Raw genomic sequence first — 15,467 nt, forward strand, 5'->3', positions numbered from 1 at the left:
GCCTATCGTGCCGGCGTGATCCAGACCAAGCGCACGACGTTTGCCCCTGCCAGCCTCGAGACGATGTTCTCGGCGCTGCGCGAGAAGCAGGCGCAGCAGTTCCCGGTGGTCGTCAAGGCGGACACGCAGGGCTCCGTCGAGGCGATCGTCGGCTCGCTCAACAAGATCTCGACCGATCTCATCCAGGTGCGCATCCTGCACTCGGGTGTCGGCGGGATCACCGAGAGCGACGTCAGCCTGGCGGCGGCCTCGAAGGCGCCGATCATCGGCTTCAACGTCCGCGCCAACGCCAAGGCGCGTCAGTTCGCCACCCGCGATGGCGTCGCGCTCAAATATTACGACGTGATCTATGCGCTGCTCGACGAGATCCGCGCCGCGATGGCGGGGCAGCTCGGGCCGGAGGCGATCGAGCATGTTGTCGGCCGCGCCGAGGTCCGCGAGGTCTTCTCGGCTGGCAAGCATGGCAAGGCGGCGGGTCTGCTCGTCACCGAGGGCTTCATCCGCAAGGCACTGCGCGCGCGCATCACCCGCGAGGACGTCATCGTCTACAATGGCGCGATCGCCTCGCTCAGGCGCTTCAAGGACGATGTCGCGGAGGTCCGCGCGGGGCTCGAATGCGGCGTCACCTTCGAGAGTCACACCGACATCAAGCCGGGCGACTTCCTCGAGACGTTCGAAGTCGAGATGCGCGAACGGACGCTGTAATCCCCAAGCCCTCTCCCTTCGGGGAGAGGATACGCAGACTTGGCGGCATCGCCGTCTAGTCGGAGTTGGGTGAGGGCCTGACGCGCAGGCCGGATGCCCTCACCCGCCCACCGTCCTCGCGGACGGTGGACCCCTCCCTTTCCCGCAGGGAGAGGGGAAGGAGCAGATATGCGCCAGACCGAATCCGCCGAAGGCAAGACCGTCCGCCTGCTCCGCGTGGGTGAACAGGTACGCCACATTCTCTCCGAGGTGCTGACCCGCGGCGACGTCCACGACGAGACGCTCGCCAAGCATACCGTGTCGGTCACCGAGGTGCGGATGTCGCCCGATCTCAAACATGCGGTCGTCTTCATCAAGTCGCTGCTCGGCGAGAATGAGGAGGCGGTGCTCAAGGCGCTGCGCACCAACACCGCCTATCTGCAGCGCGCGGTCGCTGGACGGGTGCAGCTCAAATATGCCGCTAAGCTCAAATTCCGCGCCGACGAGAGCTTCGACGAGGGCAGCCATATCGACAGGCTGCTGCGCGACCCCAAGGTCGCGCAGGACCTGACCGACGATTGACAGTTTTCCGGGTAAGACGCATCTTACCGAGATGAGCGCGCGCACCACCCTATCCGCCAAGGGTCAGGTCGTCATCCCCAAGGACGTTCGCGACCGGCTGGGACTCAGGCCTGGTCAGAAACTCGACGTCAGCGAAAGCGCCGGCGCGATCGTGTTGCGGCCGGCACAGACGAGGCCGACATTGACGATGGAGGAGGCCGTCGCCCGCCTCCGCGAGATCATCAAATATGACGGGCCGCCTGTCTCGATCGAGGAGATGAACGCGACCATCGACGAAGAATGGGCGAAGAGCGCCATCCGCCGCGATGAACGCAGTCGACACTAACATCCTCGCGCGGTTTCTGCTGCGTGACGATGCCGAGCAGTATCGCCTTGCCGTGAGCGTGTTGACGGGCGGCGCATTCGTCCCGCTCTCTGTGCTGATGGAAACGGCATGGCTGCTCGGGTCGCGCTACCGCCAACCGCGCGACGCCGTGGTGGCAGCGCTACGCACGGTGATGTCGATCTCTGGGGTCGTCATCGAGGCGGCACCCCATATCAATTGGGCGCTCGCCCGCTTCGAAGCCGGGGCCGACATCGCCGACGTCATCCGCCTCGTCGCAGCGCGCGACATGCCGGCGTTCGTCACCTTCGATCGTGCACTCGTCCGCCTCGCCGGTCCCGACAGCCCGGTGCCGATCGAGACGCTCGGCTGATGGCCAAGCTCTATTTCTACTATGCCTCGATGAACGCGGGCAAATCGACGCAGCTGCTGCAATCGAGCTTCAACTATGCCGAGCGCGGGCTGCGCACGCTGCTGTTCACCGCCGCGATCGACGACCGCGATGCGCCGGGCTCGATCCGCTCACGGATCGGCCTGCAGACGGAGGCGATCGCGTTCGAGGCGGACACCGATCTGTTCGCGCTGGTCGCCGAGGCGCTGGAGGACGGGCGGATCGGCTGCGTGCTGGTCGACGAGGCGCAGTTTCTCAGCAAGGCCCAGGTGTTCCAGCTCGCCGCCGTGTGCGACCGGCTCGACGTGCCCGTGCTTTGCTACGGGCTGCGCACCGACTTCCGCGCCGAATTGTTCGAGGGCTCCGCGACTCTGCTCGGGCTCGCCGACACGCTGCAGGAGATCAAGACGATCTGCGCCTGCGGGCGCAAGGCGACGATGAACCTGCGAGTCGACGAATACGGCCACGCCGTCACCGACGGCGCGCAGACCGAGATCGGCGGCAACGATCGCTATGTCGCGCTGTGCCGCCGGCATTATATGGAGCAGGTCGCGCGATGACGGCGGACCGGGCACCGTTGGCCGCACCGCTGGTCGACGGCGACGTGCGGCTCGAGCCGCTCGTCGAGGCGGATCGCGAGGCGCTGCGCTACGCCTGCGCGGCCGATCGAGATATCTGGGATATCTATCCTATCAGCTTTCTCGACGACGCGTTCGATCGCAACATGACCACGATTCTTGCCGACCCGGCGCGAACGATGGTGGCGATCCGGCACGGTGACGCGCTCGTCGGCATGAGCGGCTTCCTCAATATCGCGCCTCAACATCGTCGGCTCGAGATCGGCAGCAGCTACATTATGCCGGCGGTCCGCGGCACCGGCCTCAACACCCGCGTCAAGCGACTGATGATCGACCGCGCCTTCGGCTGCGGGTTTGCGCGGATCGAATTCAAGGTCGATGCCCGCAACGCGCGCAGCCTTGCCGCCGTCGCCAAGCTCGGCGCGGTCCGCGAGGGGCAGTTGCGTCGCGATCGGGTGACGTGGACAGGCCATGTCCGCGATACCGCGCTCTTTTCGATCCTGCGCGACGAGTGGCCCCCGGCGCGTTGAGACTTGCCGTGGCGTCGCCCCGCCCCTAGCGCCCCGCCCATGGCAACTCCCGACAGAAACGGCCCCGCGCTCCACGGCTGGCTGGTCATCGACAAGCCGGTGGGGCCGGGCTCGACCGACATCGTCTCGGCGGTCAAGCGGGCGCTGCGCGCGGGCGGCTATGCCAAGGTCAAGGTCGGCCATGGCGGGACGCTCGATCCGCTCGCCTCGGGCGTGCTGCCGATTGCGCTCGGCGAGGCGACCAAGCTGTCGGGGCGGATGCTCGATGCCGACAAGGCCTATGCGTTCACGATCGGATTCGGCGAGCAGACCGATACGCTCGATCTCGAAGGTGCCGTGATCGCGACGTCTGAGAAGCGCCCGACGGCGGCGACGCTTGAGGCGGTGCTGGCGCAGTTTACCGGCCCGATTGAGCAGGTGCCGCCGGCGTACTCGGCGCTCAAAGTGGATGGGCGGCGCGCCTATGATCTGGCGCGGGCGGGCGAAGAGGTGGTGCTGGCGTCGCGCAGCGTCACCATCCATGCCCTCACCGTCGTCCCGACGGAAGTCGGGACCCATGGACACGATGCGGCCGCTGGCGATGCGCTGCCGTCTATGGGTCCCGGCCTTCGCCGGGACGACGGAGAAATGGCGTTGCAGGAGGCCACCCTCCTCGCCACCGTCTCCAAGGGCACCTACATCCGCAGCCTCGCGCGCGACATCGCGGTCGCGCTCGACACCGTCGGCCACGTCACCATGCTTCGCCGCACCAAGGCCGGGCCGTTCACGCTCGAACCCGCGATTTCACTGGACACCCTGGCCGATCTGGGGCAAGGGCGCGCGCTTGAACAGGCACTCTTGCCGCTGACGGCGGGGCTGGACGACATCCCGGCCCTACCCGTCACCCCCGATCAGGCACAGGCGCTCCGTCAGGGTCGCCCGGTGATCGGGATCGCTGCAACACCGGGCTCCTATCTTGCGACCGACTCGTCTGTTCCGGTCGCGCTCGTCTTATCCGACGGGATAGAGCTCAAAGTGGTGCGCGGTTTCAACCTTTAGAGATAGGAGTAACCCGATGTCGATTACTGCAGAGCGCAAGACCGCGGTCATCAAGGACCATGCCCGCGGCGCCGAGGACACCGGTTCGCCCGAGATCCAGGTCTCGATCCTGACCGAGCGGATCCGCAACCTCACCGAGCATTTCAAGACGCATGCGAAGGACAATCATTCGCGCCGCGGCCTGCTGATGATGGTCAACAAGCGGCGTTCGCTGCTCGACTATCTCAAGCGCAAGGACGTGCAGCGGTATGCCGACCTGATCGTCAAGCTCGGCCTTCGCAAGTAACACCAGGGGCGCCCCGCAAGGGCGCCCCTTTTGTCATCCCGGGCTCGACCCGGGATCCAGGGCGGCAAACGTCACGCCTCTGGCTCTGGACCCCGGATCAAGTCCGGGGTGACGTTTAGAGATTAGTCAGCGCGCAATCCGGCACGCTGGCGGGAGCAGAAACTGCTCCACACCGACGCGGGCCGGTTAGCCCGCAGATAGGCCCCGCCGGCATCGGGTCGGCGGAGTGAAGGAAGCAAAATGTTCGATATCAAGAAAGTGGACATCGAGTTCGGCGGCGCCACGCTGACCCTCGAGACCGGCCGCGTCGCCCGCCAGGCCGACGGCGCCGTCATCGCGACGCTCGGCGAGACCGTCGTGCTGTGCGCGGTCACCGCCGCCAAGTCGGTCAAGGAAGGGCAGGACTTCTTCCCGCTCACCGTTCACTATCAGGAGAAATATTTCTCCTCCGGCCGCATTCCCGGCGGCTTCTTCAAGCGCGAGCGCGGCGCCACCGAGAAGGAGACGCTCGTCTCCCGCCTCATCGACCGCCCGATCCGCCCCCTCTTCCCCGAGGGCTTCTACAACGAGATCAACTGCATCTGCCACGTCCTCTCCTATGACGGCGAGAACGAGCCCGACATTCTGGCACTGATCGCCGCCTCGGCTGCGCTCACCATCTCGGGCCTCCCCTTCATGGGCCCGATCGGCGCCGCGCGCGTCGGCTATGCCGATGGCGAGTATATCCTCAACCCGACCGACGCGCAGGTTGCCGCCGGCGAGCTCGATCTCGTCGCCGCCGCCACGCACGACGCGGTGATGATGGTCGAATCCGAAGCCAAGGAGCTGTCCGAAGAGGTCATGCTCGGCGCGGTGATGTTCGCGCACAAGGCGTCGCAGAAGGTCATCGAGGGGATCATCAAGCTCGCCGAGAAGGCCGCCAAGGATCCGTGGGAGCTGAAAGCCGGCGACGACACGACCAAGACCAAGGCCGAGCTCAAGAAGCTCGTCGGCAAGGACATCGACGCCGCCTACAAGCTGACCGACAAGCAGCAGCGCCAGACCGCGCTGGGGGCCGCGCGCGCCAAGGCGAAGGTCGCCATGGCCGATCGCTCGCCCCAGGAGCAGATGGTCGCCTCCAAGCTCGTCAAGAAGCTCGAGGCCGACATCGTCCGCACCGCGATCCTCAAGGAAGGCCGCCGCATCGACGGTCGCGACACGAAGACGGTGCGCCCGATCGAGGCGACCGCGCACTTCCTGCCGCGCGCGCACGGCTCGGCGCTGTTCACCCGCGGCGAGACGCAGACGATCGCGACCTGCACCTTGGGCACCAAGGAAAGCGAGCAGATGATCGATGGCCTGACCGGCCTGCGCTACGAGCATTTCATGCTGCACTACAACTTCCCGCCCTATTCGGTCGGTGAAGTCGGCCGCTTCGGCGCGCCGGGCCGTCGCGAGATCGGCCATGGCAAGCTGGCGTGGCGCGCGCTGCACGGCGTGCTCCCCACCAAGGAGGAGTTCCCCTACACGATCCGCCTGACCTCCGACATCACCGAGAGCAACGGCTCCTCGTCGATGGCGACGGTCTGCGGCGGGTCGCTCGCGCTGATGGACGCCGGCGTGCCGATCAAGCGCCCGGTCTCGGGCATCGCGATGGGCCTGATCCTCGAGGGCAAGGACTTTGCGGTCCTCTCCGACATCCTCGGCGACGAGGATCATCTCGGCGACATGGACTTCAAGGTCGCGGGCACGTCCGAGGGCATCACCAGCCTGCAGATGGACATCAAGATCGCCGGCATCACCGAGGAGATCATGAAGGTCGCGCTCGCGCAGGCGAACGAAGGCCGCGCGCACATCCTCGGCGAAATGGCCAAGGCGCTCGACAGCACGCGCACCGAACTCAGCGCGCACGCGCCGCGCATCGAGACGATGTCGGTCCCCAAGGACAAGATCCGCGACATCATCGGCACCGGCGGCAAGGTGATCCGCGAGATCGTCGCCACCACCGGCGCCAAGGTCGACATCGACGACGATGGCACGGTCAAGATCTCGTCGTCCGATCCGGCGCAGATCGAGGCCGCGCGCAAGTGGATCCAGGGCATCACGATGGAAGCCGAAGTCGGCAAGATCTATGACGGCAAGGTCGTCAACATCGTCGATTTCGGGGCGTTCGTGAACTTCATGGGCGGCAAGGACGGTCTCGTCCACGTCTCCGAGATGAAGAACGAGCGCGTCGCCAGCCCCAAGGACGTCGTGTCTGAGGGCCAGGAGGTGAAGGTCAAGGTCCTCGAGATCGATCCGCGCGGCAAGGTGCGCCTGTCGATGCGCGTCGTCGACCAGGAGACCGGTGCCGAGCTGGAGGACACCCGTCCGCCGCGCGAGGCCGGTGCCGACCGTCCCCCCCGCAGCGACCGCGGCCCGCGCCGTGAAGGCGGCGGTGGCGACCGCGATCGCGGTCCCCGCCGCGAGGGTGGTGGCCCGCGTCGCGACGGTGCGCCGCGCGAGGGTGGCGATCGTGGCCCGCGCCGCGAGCGTTCCGAGGGTGGCAACAGCGACGGCCCCGCGCCCGAGTTCGCGCCGGCCTTCCTGAGCCGCGACGACGACTGATCGTCTCGATCACGATCGATAGGGGAAGGGGTCCGTTCGCGGGCCCCTTTTTCGTTTGGGCGAGACGAGGCCGCCGCCGCTCCTGCCTACACCGGAGCGCATCTACTGGATGCCGCTCCGCTTATTGCGCGGCATTGCCTTCCGCGACGCCGAGATTCGCCTCGACGTTCGACATGCGCGGCACTTCGCTACCTACGTTCGAGGCGCGCAGACCCTTCTCGCGGTCGCGGCCCTCCTCGCGCAATGCCTTGGCGCGATTGTGGTAGATTTGTTTAGCGAGCGGCGTCGGTTGCTGCTCGGCGAGCGCGTCCATCGCGTCGGCCTTGTTGTCGAAATAGCCGCCGACCTTGTCGGCCGCGGTGCGCGGGCCGCATCCGACGAGCGCCAGCGCGACGAGACAGCTGGACAGGGCGATCATACGCATTGGAAAGGCTCCTCGCCGCAAACGCCGGGACCTTGGCCGCAAGCCCAAAGCGACGCAACGAAAAGCACGCGCGCAACCGATCGAGAGGAAAGTGGGGAGCTTCTGTTGCTCGGTGCCCCCCGTACCGCCGGTGTCCGATTCTGTTGCCCGGTTCGGCCCGAACCGCGTTCAAGCCTTGTAATCTAAGCCGTTAGGCCTTGATTACGCGGCAATCGCGAGTGCCTCGTTATCGTTAGCACTTGTGGTTTTGATCGGTTTTACGGCTCAATCAGGCCGGGCAAAAACATCGCGCTCGTACACACGTCGATCCTAGTTCGACCCCGTCAGAAACCCATGTCGACCCGGTGGGTCTTGGGGGCTTGTGGTGGAGTCGCCGGGTACTGCCCCCGGGTCCGCTGCGCCTCACCCGATATCATTTATCACCATAGCCGACCCGAAGGACGGCAAGGCGGATATAGGCTGCAGTGACCGGAGTCGCAACCGTCGTCGCGACCGTCAGGGCCGCGTACGCAGCGAATCCCGGATTTCGCGCAACAGGATCACCTCGGCGGAATCGGGAGCGGGCGTGGCCGCGCTCTCCGCCTGCTGCCGTGCGGTCAGCGCCATCGCCTTGTTCACCAGCCGCAGGATGAGGAAGATGATGAAGGCGACGATCAGGAAGTTGACGAGCTGGGTGATGAACGCGCCATAGCCGAGCAGCGGCACGCCGGCCTTCTTCAGCGCCGCATAGTCGGTCGACCCGACCAGGGCTGCGGGCACCTTGTCGCGCGCGAGGATCAGAAAATAGCCCGAGAAATCGAGCCCGCCGAAGATCCGGCCGATGATCGGCATCAACACGTCCTCGGTCAGCGAGGTAACGATCTTGCTGAACGCCGCGCCGATAATCACCGCGACCGCAAGATCGAGCACGTTACCGCGCATCACGAACGCCTTGAACTCCTTGAGCATCGCGCTTCCTTTTCCGATCTGCTTCGTGCCGACAGGGTTAACGTATGTTTCGGGCACGGCAAGCCCGTTGCCGCTCCGCAACGCGAAGTGTATTAGGCAAGCGAAACGCCTCACGGAGCAACACATGACCGTCCGCCGCCTAGCGCTCTTTGCCCCGCTCGCCGCCGTCTCGCTCTCGGCCTGCGGCGTGAACCAGATCCCGGCGTCGGAAGAGAATGCCAAGGCCAAATGGGCGGACGTCGAAAACCAGTATCAGCGCCGTGCCGACCTGATCCCCAATCTGGTGGCGACCGTGAAGGGCTATGCGACGCACGAGCAGTCGACGCTCGAAGGCGTCGTCCAGGCGCGCGCCAAGGCGACGTCGATCACGATCTCGGGCGACGACCTCAAGGATCCGGCCAAGATGCAGCGATATCAGCAGGCGCAGAGCCAGCTCGGCGCCTCGCTCGGCCGCCTGCTGGCAGTCAAGGAAGCCTATCCCGATCTCAAGGCGGACCAGAATTTCCTCGCGCTGCAGTCGCAGCTCGAAGGCACCGAGAACCGCATCGCGGTCTCGCGCAGCGACTATAACGCCGCGGTCCAGCAATATAACACGATGATCCGCACCTTTCCCGACATGATCACCGCGAAGGTGATCTACGGCGCCAAGCCGATCACCCCCTTCACCGCGACCGCGCCCGATGCACAGGATGCCCCCAAGGTCGCGTTCTGACGATCGCGGCGGTGATGCCGATCACCATCCAAGCTCTGGCAGAGGCAGGCGTTCAGGAACGGCGGACGTGGCGCCCGAACTATTGGGCCAGGATCATCGCAGGCGCATTGCTGGCAATTCTGGCGCTGCTCCCGACACCTGTCCTCGCGCAGAGCTTTCCGCCCTTCACGGGGCTTGTCACCGACGCCGCCAATGTGCTGCCGCCAGATCGCAAGGCAACGCTGGAAGCCAAGCTCGAGGCCTTCCAGAAACAGTCGGCCGCGCAGGGCCAAGGCCGACAGCTCGTCGTCGCGACGGTCCCCAGCCTCGGTGGCGACGACATTCAAGACTATGGCTACAAGCTTGGCCGCGCTTGGGGAGTCGGGCTCAAGGGCGCCAACAATGGCACGATCCTGCTGATCGCGCCGGCCGAGCACAAAATCGGCATCGAGACCGGCCAGGGCGTCGAGGGCGCGCTGACCGACGCCTATTCCAGCGTCATCATCAATTCGAAGATCACGCCCGCGTTCAAGGCCGGAGACATGGCCGGCGGGATCGATGCCGGGGCGCAGGCGATCATCGACCAGCTCTCGCTGCCCGACGATGAGGCGCAAGCCAAGGCAAAGGCAGCGATCGCGGCCTATGATGCGCAGCACAAGCGCGCGCAGAGCGGCGGCGTACCGATCGCACTGATTTTCTGGGTGATCGTGATCGGCTGGGTGTTCGTCGGCGGACTGATCCGCCGGCGGGGGCACGGCACCGCCTATGGCGGCAGCGCGTGGCCGGTCTTTCTGTGGGGCCTGGGCAGCGGCGGCTGGGGCGGTGGTGGATCGGGCGGTAGCAGCTTCGGTGGCGGTTCCGGTGGCGGCAGTGGAGGGAGCGACGGCGGCTGGGGCGGCGGCGGCTTCACCGGCGGCGGCGGCGGGTCGTTCGGCGGCGGCGGCGCGTCGGGGGGATGGTGACATGCTGAGCGAGCAGGACCGCTTCCGCGTCGGCGAAGCGGTAACGCGCGCCGAGGCGCTAAGCGATGGCGAGATCGTCACCATCATCGCACCCGAATCCGATTCCTATCACGATGTCGTGCTGCACTGGGTGGTGCTCGCGATGTTCTTCGCGCTCGCACTAGTCGCGGCGGCACCGGCCCTGTTCGTCTATACGCTGGACCGTGCGGTCGGCGGCTGGACGGCGTGGACCGCGGGCGAACTTCTCTCGATCCTGCTGTTCGGGCTCGCCGCGACCTTCCTGGTCGCGCGCTATCTGTTCGGGCTGCGGCCGGTGCGTCTCGCGCTGACGCCTGGCGCGACGCGCGCGCGGCGCGTGCGGAGGCGCGCGATCCTGCTCTTCCGGCTCTCCGCCGAGAACCGCACGCGCGCCAAAACCGGCGTGTTGCTGTACCTCTCGCTTGCCGAGCGGCGCGCGGAAATCGTCGCAGACGAATCGATCGCGGCGAAGGTCGTGCCCGAAACGTGGGGCGAGGCGATGGCGGTGCTGATAGAAGCCGTGCGCCAGGGTCGCGCAGGCGACGGCATGGTGGCCGCGGTCGAGCGCATCGGCCAGGTGCTTGCCGAGCATTTCCCGCGCTCGGCCGACGATACCAACGAACTCCCGGACAGGCCGATCTTGCTATGAGCGCTACCGATCTCGACACGCCCGAAGAGACGCGCTGGACGGGCAAGTTCATCGTCACCAAGACGCGGGGCAAATGGGAATATGTCGGGCGGACGCGCGGCGTGCGCGCCGCGGTGATCGTCGCGGTCGACGACGGCCATGTCATTCTCGTCGAGCAATATCGCGTGCCGCTCGGGCGGTCCTGCCTGGAACTGCCCGCCGGGCTCGTCGGCGACGAGACGGAAGGCGAGGCGATCGCCGATGCCGCCGCGCGCGAACTGGAAGAAGAGACCGGCTACCGCGCCGCGCGGATCGACCCGATCGGCGAATTCGCCTCCTCGCCGGGAATGGTCACCGAGACGTTCACACTGATGCGCGCGAGCGGGCTGACCAAGGTCTCCGACGGCGGCGGGGTGGACGACGAGAATATCATCGTGCACCGCGTGCCGCTGGCCGAAGTGGCGGATTTCCTCGAGATACGGCGCGCGGCGGGCACGGTCGCCGACGTTAAGCTACTGCTGCTGCTCGGCGCAGGAATTTTGGCAGGCCGCTAGGCCGGCAGGCGCTAGGTGGTTGCCGCGGCGCATCTCTCTAGGGCGTGCGCGTCGTGCGAAGCCGCCGCGCTCAATCGCCCGCGGGTACGATCGGGCCGACCGCAAAGTTCTCGGCATAGGTCTGCAGCTTGAGCGAACGCTCGTTGAGCGGCACCACCGTGAAGGCGAGACCATTCTGCTCGCAATAGGCCTGCGCGGCCTCGAGGCTCGGGAAGGTCAGCCGCAACTGTTCGCGCGTATCGCCGGACCCCGCCCAGCCGGTCAGCGGATCGGGGGTCTTGGCGTGCGCGGGCTCATATTCGAGCGTCCACTCGCCGACCTTGGCGCGGCCGGACTGCATCGTGCTCTTGATCCGCTGGTAGAGTCGCGCGGCCATTTCGTCGTTCCTCGATATGCGATGCCGACGCGATGCCGCAGCGCGGCGTCGCGCGTCAAGGGCGTTGGCAGGGACGCCAGGGGCGCTGGGGTTCAGCCGCGTCGCGCCGCATTCTTGGTGCGGAGCGTGGGATCGGCCCGCGCGGGGTCGTCGGGCCAGGGATGACGCGGATAGCGGCCCCGCATCTCCTTGGCGACCGCCGCCCAGCTTCCGGCCCAGAAGCCCGGCAGATCGCGCGTGGTCTGGATCGGACGACCGGCAGGCGAGGTCAGCGACAACACCAGCGGCATGCGGCCGTCGCCGACGCTGGGGTGGATGCCGAGCCCGAACAGCGCCTGCGGACGCAATTCGACCGTCGGGCCCGCCTCGGCGGCATAATCGATCGGATGCGAACTGCCGGCAGGCGTCGCCAGCCGATCGGGTGCGAGGCGGTCGACCGCGCGGCGCCCGTCCCAGCCGAGCATCGTCTCGAGTGCGCCCGCCAGATCGGCGGCCGGGATCGCATCGAGCCGGCGCCGGCCTTCGACCAGCGGCACCAGCCATTCGTCGAGCGACGCGTGCAGCGCGTCGTCCGAGAGATCGGGGAGCGTCGGGTCGAACGCCCGCGCGAAACGGGCGCGCTCGCGCAGGCGTGCGCCGCCCTCGGGCCAGGGCAGGATGTCGATGCCGCCGCTCCGGACACCCTCGATGAGCGCCGCTGTGACTGCTGCCGGATCGGGCTTGTCATCCGGTCCGCCCCCTAGCCGCAAGGCGCCAAGCCGCTTCTCGCGGGTCGCCGCCACGCCCCCCGTCGCGGGATCGAAGCGGACCTCGCGTAGCTCGAGGATGCGGGCGCCATAGAGTTGCTCGATCGTTGCCCGATCGATCGCGGCGGCGGCGAGGATGCGCGCACCGGCAGCGATCCCTTGCGTCTCGGCGACGGCCAGCCAGTCCTCGCGGGCCAGCGGTGATGCGGGATCGAGCTTGTAGCCGCGGCCTCCGACACTGGCCCAGGTCTCGCCCGAGGCGTCGCGACGCCGTGCGATCCGATCGGGATAGGCGAGCGCGATGCAGAGCGCGACATCGTCGCCTTCGGATCCGCGACGCAGGCCAGCCCACGCAGCCGGCGTTTCGTCAACTGCTGCGCGTGAGGCGCTGGCTCCTGGGCTCCGGCGATCGCCGGCGAGCAGCGAGGACCAGCGTCGTGCCAGCCCGCGTGCGGCCTCCGCACGTCGACCGCGTTCACCGCGCCAACGCTGGAGGCGCTGCGCGAGATCGTTCGTATCGCCGCCCAGCCCGCGTTCCGACAGCAAGACAGCGACCTCCGCCGCGATCCGCTTGTCGGGCGCCGCAACCAACATGTGCCCCAGGCGCGGGGGCAGCGGCAGCGCCGCGATCGCATGGCCATGCGCGGTCGGCCGGCCATCGCGGTCGATCGCGCCCAATGCCGCCAGACGCATCCGCGCCTCGGCGACGGCGGCGACCGGCGGCGGATCGAGCCAGCGCAGCGTCCCGGGATCGGTCACGCCCCACAGCGCACAGTCGAGCAGCAGCGCCGACAGGTCCGCCTCGAGGATTTCGGGCGGATCGAAGCGCGGCAGACCGGCGGTCGCCGCCGCCTCCCATAGCCGGTAGACCACCCCCGGCGCCTGCCGTCCGGCTCGGCCCGCCCGCTGCGTTGCCGCCGCCTGGCTGACCCGCTCGGTCGACAGCCGGGTCACGCCTGCGGCGCGATCATAGCGGGCGCGGCGTGCGAGTCCCGAGTCGACGACGATACGCACCCCGTCGAGCGTCAGGCTGGTCTCGGCGATCGCGGTGGCGAGCACCAGCTTGCGGCGGCCTGCGGGTGCGGTGGCGATCGCGGCGCGTTGTTCGGCGGGATCGAGGCTGCCGTGAAGCCGGTGCAGGTCGACGTCCGGGGGCAGTCGGTCGAGCCGTTCGGCGGTACGCTCGATCTCGGCGACGCCCGGGAGAAAAGCCAGCACACCGCCCTCGGATTGCTCGGCGAGCGCGCGCCGGCACGCCGCCGCCACCGCATCCTCGATACGACCGCCGGCCTCGCGACCGAGATGGTGCAGCGCGATCGGATAGCCGCGCCCCGCACTTTCGATCAGCGGCGTCCCCTCGCCCAGCAGCGTCGCGAAACGCGCCCCGTCCAGCGTCGCCGACATCGCCACCAGCCGCAGATCGGGGCGCAGCGCAGCCTGCGCATCGAGTGCAAGCGCGAGACCGAAATCGCTGTCGAGACTACGCTCATGGACCTCGTCGAACAGCACCGCCGATATGCCTGCGAGTTCGGGATCGGCCTGGATGCGGTTGCGGAAGATGCCCTCGGTCAACACCGTGACGCGGGTCGCCGCCGACCGCTTGCTGTCGAGCCGCGTCGCATAGCCGAAGGTCTGGCCGACCGGTTCGCCCGCCACCGCCGCCATTCGCTCCGCCGCCGCGCGCGCCGCCAGCCGACGCGGCGAGAGCAGCAGGATTTCGCCCTGACACCACGCCTCCGCGAGCAGCGCAGGGGCAATTGCGGTCGTCTTGCCCGCACCCGGCGGCGCGACCAGCACCGCGCCGGATCCGGTTCGCAGCGCTGCGAGCAGGTCCGGAAGGACGGCATGGATGGGAAGCGCGCTCACCGGCGGGGCTTAGGCGCGGCTGGCGCGGGCTGTCCACCGCCGGCGCCGCCATCCTGGCGAGTCGGAATACAGGCACGCTGCTCCGCGAGGCGCAACCCGGCAGGTCTGAATCCCGAACCACCTTCGGGATGACGGAAAATCAGCGGACGGTTTGGCTCAGTAGGCCCGCGACACGGCGAATTCGGCGGCCTCGATCAGCGCGCTCTTCGCACGCCCGTCAGGAAAGCGCCCCAGGGCTGCGACCGCGCGCTGGCCATAATGGCGCGCCCGCGCGAGCGTGTCGGCGACGGCGCCGCAGCCGGCCAGCAGATCGATAGCATGGGCCAGGTCCGCGTCCGACACGCGGCGGCCCTCGATCGCGTCCTTCCAGAAGCGGCGCTGTTCGGCGTCGCCGCGCGCATAGGCGAGGATCACGGGCAACGTCACCTTTCCATCGCGGAAATCGTCGCCGGCGTCCTTGCCCATGGTGGCCCCATCGGACGCATAGTCGATCGCGTCGTCGACCAACTGGAAGGCGATGCCGAGATTGCGGCCATAGGCGTCGAGCGCGTCCTCATCGCCCTCGTCACGCTCGGCGACGACGGCCGCGATGCGGCAGGCGGCAGCGAACAGGGCCGCGGTCTTGGCGCCGATGATCGCGAGGTAGCGGTCCTCGTCGGTCTCGATCCGGCGCTGCGCGGTGAGCTGGTTGACCTCGCCCTCGGCGATGATCGCGGACGCGCCCGAGAGGATGCGCAGCACGCGCAAGGATCCGTCCTCGACCATCAGCTCGAACGAGCGCGAGAACAGGAAGTCTCCAACCAGCACGCTGGCAGGGTTGCCCCAGATGATGTTGGCGGTGCGCTTGCCGCGGCGCATCCCCGATCCGTCGACGACGTCGTCGTGGAGCAGAGTCGAGGTGTGAATGAACTCGACGATCGCGGCCAGCTTGTGGTGGCGCGTGCCGCCATACCCGAGCAGCCGTGCGCAGGCGAGTGTCAGCATCGGCCGCATCCGCTTGCCGCCGCCCGCGATCAGGTGCCCCGCGAGTTCGGGGATCAGCGGCACCTCGCTCTTCATCCGCTCGAGGATGACCGCGTTGACCTGGTTCATGTCGGCCGCGGTAAGCGCGAGCAGCGGATCCAGCGACGGCGCGGGCTCGCCGGGGACGGCAGTGCGGAAGGGATGCACGGTGGCTGTCATGGCGCGAACCTCTGGCGGGTGGGCGCAGCAAAGGCAAGGCTTGCATGACGCGCCCGCGCCCGCGAAGAGGGCGGC

The 15,467-nt window shown here is 67.8% G+C and carries 18 protein-coding genes and 1 other RNA gene (1 of these 19 cut by a window edge); 13 read left to right on the forward strand and 6 right to left on the reverse strand.

Translation table 11 applies throughout. From position 1 onward, the window contains the following. The 9 genes from infB to pnp all read left to right on the forward strand — a co-directional run. Positions 1–705: part of a translation initiation factor IF-2 coding region (gene infB, locus Q0326_RS14255; RefSeq protein ID WP_298691632.1), annotated on the forward strand (this coding region is incomplete at its 5' end). Its footprint begins 1,696 nt before the window's first position; the window shows 705 of its 2,401 annotated nt. A 168-nt stretch (positions 706–873) separates the two neighbouring features. Then, a complete protein-coding gene (gene rbfA / locus Q0326_RS14260) occupies positions 874–1,266 on the forward strand; it encodes a 30S ribosome-binding factor RbfA (RefSeq protein ID WP_298691634.1) in 393 nt (130 codons plus the stop codon). 31 nt (positions 1,267–1,297) lie between these two features. After that, positions 1,298–1,591: an AbrB/MazE/SpoVT family DNA-binding domain-containing protein gene (locus tag Q0326_RS14265; RefSeq protein ID WP_298691636.1), complete on the forward strand. Its 294-nt coding sequence runs from the start codon at positions 1,298–1,300 to the stop codon at positions 1,589–1,591. Continuing rightward, positions 1,572–1,961, forward strand: a complete 390-nt coding sequence (locus Q0326_RS14270) for a type II toxin-antitoxin system VapC family toxin (RefSeq protein WP_298691638.1) — start codon at positions 1,572–1,574, stop codon at positions 1,959–1,961. The genes Q0326_RS14265 and Q0326_RS14270 overlap by 20 nt, the downstream gene beginning before the upstream one ends. Beyond that, entirely contained in the window at positions 1,961–2,539 is a 579-nt protein-coding gene (locus Q0326_RS14275; RefSeq protein WP_298691640.1) for a thymidine kinase, read from the forward strand. Before Q0326_RS14270 ends, Q0326_RS14275 begins: the two co-directional genes overlap by 1 nt. After that, positions 2,536–3,087, forward strand: coding sequence for a GNAT family protein (locus Q0326_RS14280; RefSeq protein ID WP_298691642.1), 552 nt, complete (start codon positions 2,536–2,538; stop codon positions 3,085–3,087). The genes Q0326_RS14275 and Q0326_RS14280 overlap by 4 nt, the downstream gene beginning before the upstream one ends. Positions 3,088–3,126: 39 nt before the next feature. Then, complete coding sequence (gene truB, locus Q0326_RS14285; protein WP_298691644.1) at positions 3,127–4,125, forward strand: tRNA pseudouridine(55) synthase TruB; 999 nt, start codon at positions 3,127–3,129, stop codon at positions 4,123–4,125. A 16-nt stretch (positions 4,126–4,141) separates the two neighbouring features. Beyond that, positions 4,142–4,411 carry a 30S ribosomal protein S15 gene (gene rpsO, locus Q0326_RS14290; protein ID WP_298691646.1) on the forward strand — a complete coding sequence of 90 codons (270 nt, stop codon included), beginning with the start codon at positions 4,142–4,144 and terminating at the stop codon, positions 4,409–4,411. A gap of 240 nt (positions 4,412–4,651) precedes the next feature. Beyond that, positions 4,652–6,997: a polyribonucleotide nucleotidyltransferase gene (gene pnp / locus Q0326_RS14295; protein ID WP_298691648.1), complete on the forward strand. Its 2,346-nt coding sequence runs from the start codon at positions 4,652–4,654 to the stop codon at positions 6,995–6,997. A gap of 121 nt (positions 6,998–7,118) precedes the next feature. Here the strand turns inward: pnp and Q0326_RS14300 are convergent, their stop codons facing one another. The 3 genes from Q0326_RS14300 to mscL form a co-directional block, all read right to left on the reverse strand. Next, positions 7,119–7,421 (reverse strand): hypothetical protein, encoded by a 303-nt coding sequence (locus Q0326_RS14300; RefSeq protein WP_298691650.1) that lies wholly within the window; start codon positions 7,419–7,421, stop codon positions 7,119–7,121. A 129-nt stretch (positions 7,422–7,550) separates the two neighbouring features. Then, positions 7,551–7,905: a transfer-messenger RNA gene (gene ssrA, locus Q0326_RS14305) on the reverse strand. A gap of 11 nt (positions 7,906–7,916) precedes the next feature. Then, a complete protein-coding gene (gene mscL / locus Q0326_RS14310) occupies positions 7,917–8,369 on the reverse strand; it encodes a large conductance mechanosensitive channel protein MscL (RefSeq protein WP_298691652.1) in 453 nt (150 codons plus the stop codon). A 124-nt stretch (positions 8,370–8,493) separates the two neighbouring features. Here mscL and Q0326_RS14315 point away from each other — a divergent pair, with 124 nt between their 5' ends. Genes Q0326_RS14315 through Q0326_RS14330 form a run of 4 tightly spaced genes read left to right on the forward strand, consistent with a single transcriptional unit; the run spans position 8,494 to position 11,222 of the window. After that, positions 8,494–9,081: a LemA family protein gene (locus Q0326_RS14315; protein WP_298691654.1), complete on the forward strand. Its 588-nt coding sequence runs from the start codon at positions 8,494–8,496 to the stop codon at positions 9,079–9,081. 14 nt (positions 9,082–9,095) lie between these two features. Then, on the forward strand, positions 9,096–10,022 hold the full coding sequence (locus tag Q0326_RS14320; protein ID WP_298691656.1) for a TPM domain-containing protein: 927 nt from the start codon (positions 9,096–9,098) through the stop codon (positions 10,020–10,022). Position 10,023: 1 nt separating this feature from the next. Then, positions 10,024–10,689, forward strand: a complete 666-nt coding sequence (locus Q0326_RS14325) for a hypothetical protein (RefSeq protein WP_298691658.1) — start codon at positions 10,024–10,026, stop codon at positions 10,687–10,689. After that, on the forward strand, positions 10,686–11,222 hold the full coding sequence (locus tag Q0326_RS14330) for an NUDIX hydrolase (protein ID WP_298691660.1): 537 nt from the start codon (positions 10,686–10,688) through the stop codon (positions 11,220–11,222). Before Q0326_RS14325 ends, Q0326_RS14330 begins: the two co-directional genes overlap by 4 nt. Positions 11,223–11,292: 70 nt before the next feature. Here the strand turns inward: Q0326_RS14330 and Q0326_RS14335 are convergent, their stop codons facing one another. The 3 genes from Q0326_RS14335 to Q0326_RS14345 all read right to left on the reverse strand — a co-directional run bounded on the left by Q0326_RS14335 (position 11,293) and on the right by Q0326_RS14345 (position 15,392). Continuing rightward, the gene (locus Q0326_RS14335; RefSeq protein WP_298691662.1) at positions 11,293–11,598 is read right to left on the reverse strand and encodes an ETC complex I subunit; all 306 of its coding nucleotides are present in this window, start codon (positions 11,596–11,598) and stop codon (positions 11,293–11,295) included. 92 nt (positions 11,599–11,690) lie between these two features. After that, positions 11,691–14,210 carry an ATP-dependent helicase HrpB gene (gene hrpB, locus Q0326_RS14340; RefSeq protein WP_298691664.1) on the reverse strand — a complete coding sequence of 840 codons (2,520 nt, stop codon included), beginning with the start codon at positions 14,208–14,210 and terminating at the stop codon, positions 11,691–11,693. A 156-nt stretch (positions 14,211–14,366) separates the two neighbouring features. Beyond that, the gene (locus Q0326_RS14345) at positions 14,367–15,392 is read right to left on the reverse strand and encodes a polyprenyl synthetase family protein (protein ID WP_298691665.1); all 1,026 of its coding nucleotides are present in this window, start codon (positions 15,390–15,392) and stop codon (positions 14,367–14,369) included. Between the last annotated feature and the right edge of the window lie 75 nt (positions 15,393–15,467).

This window comes from uncultured Sphingomonas sp. (genome assembly GCF_937859915.1).
GTDB lineage: Bacteria > Pseudomonadota > Alphaproteobacteria > Sphingomonadales > Sphingomonadaceae > Solisphingomonas.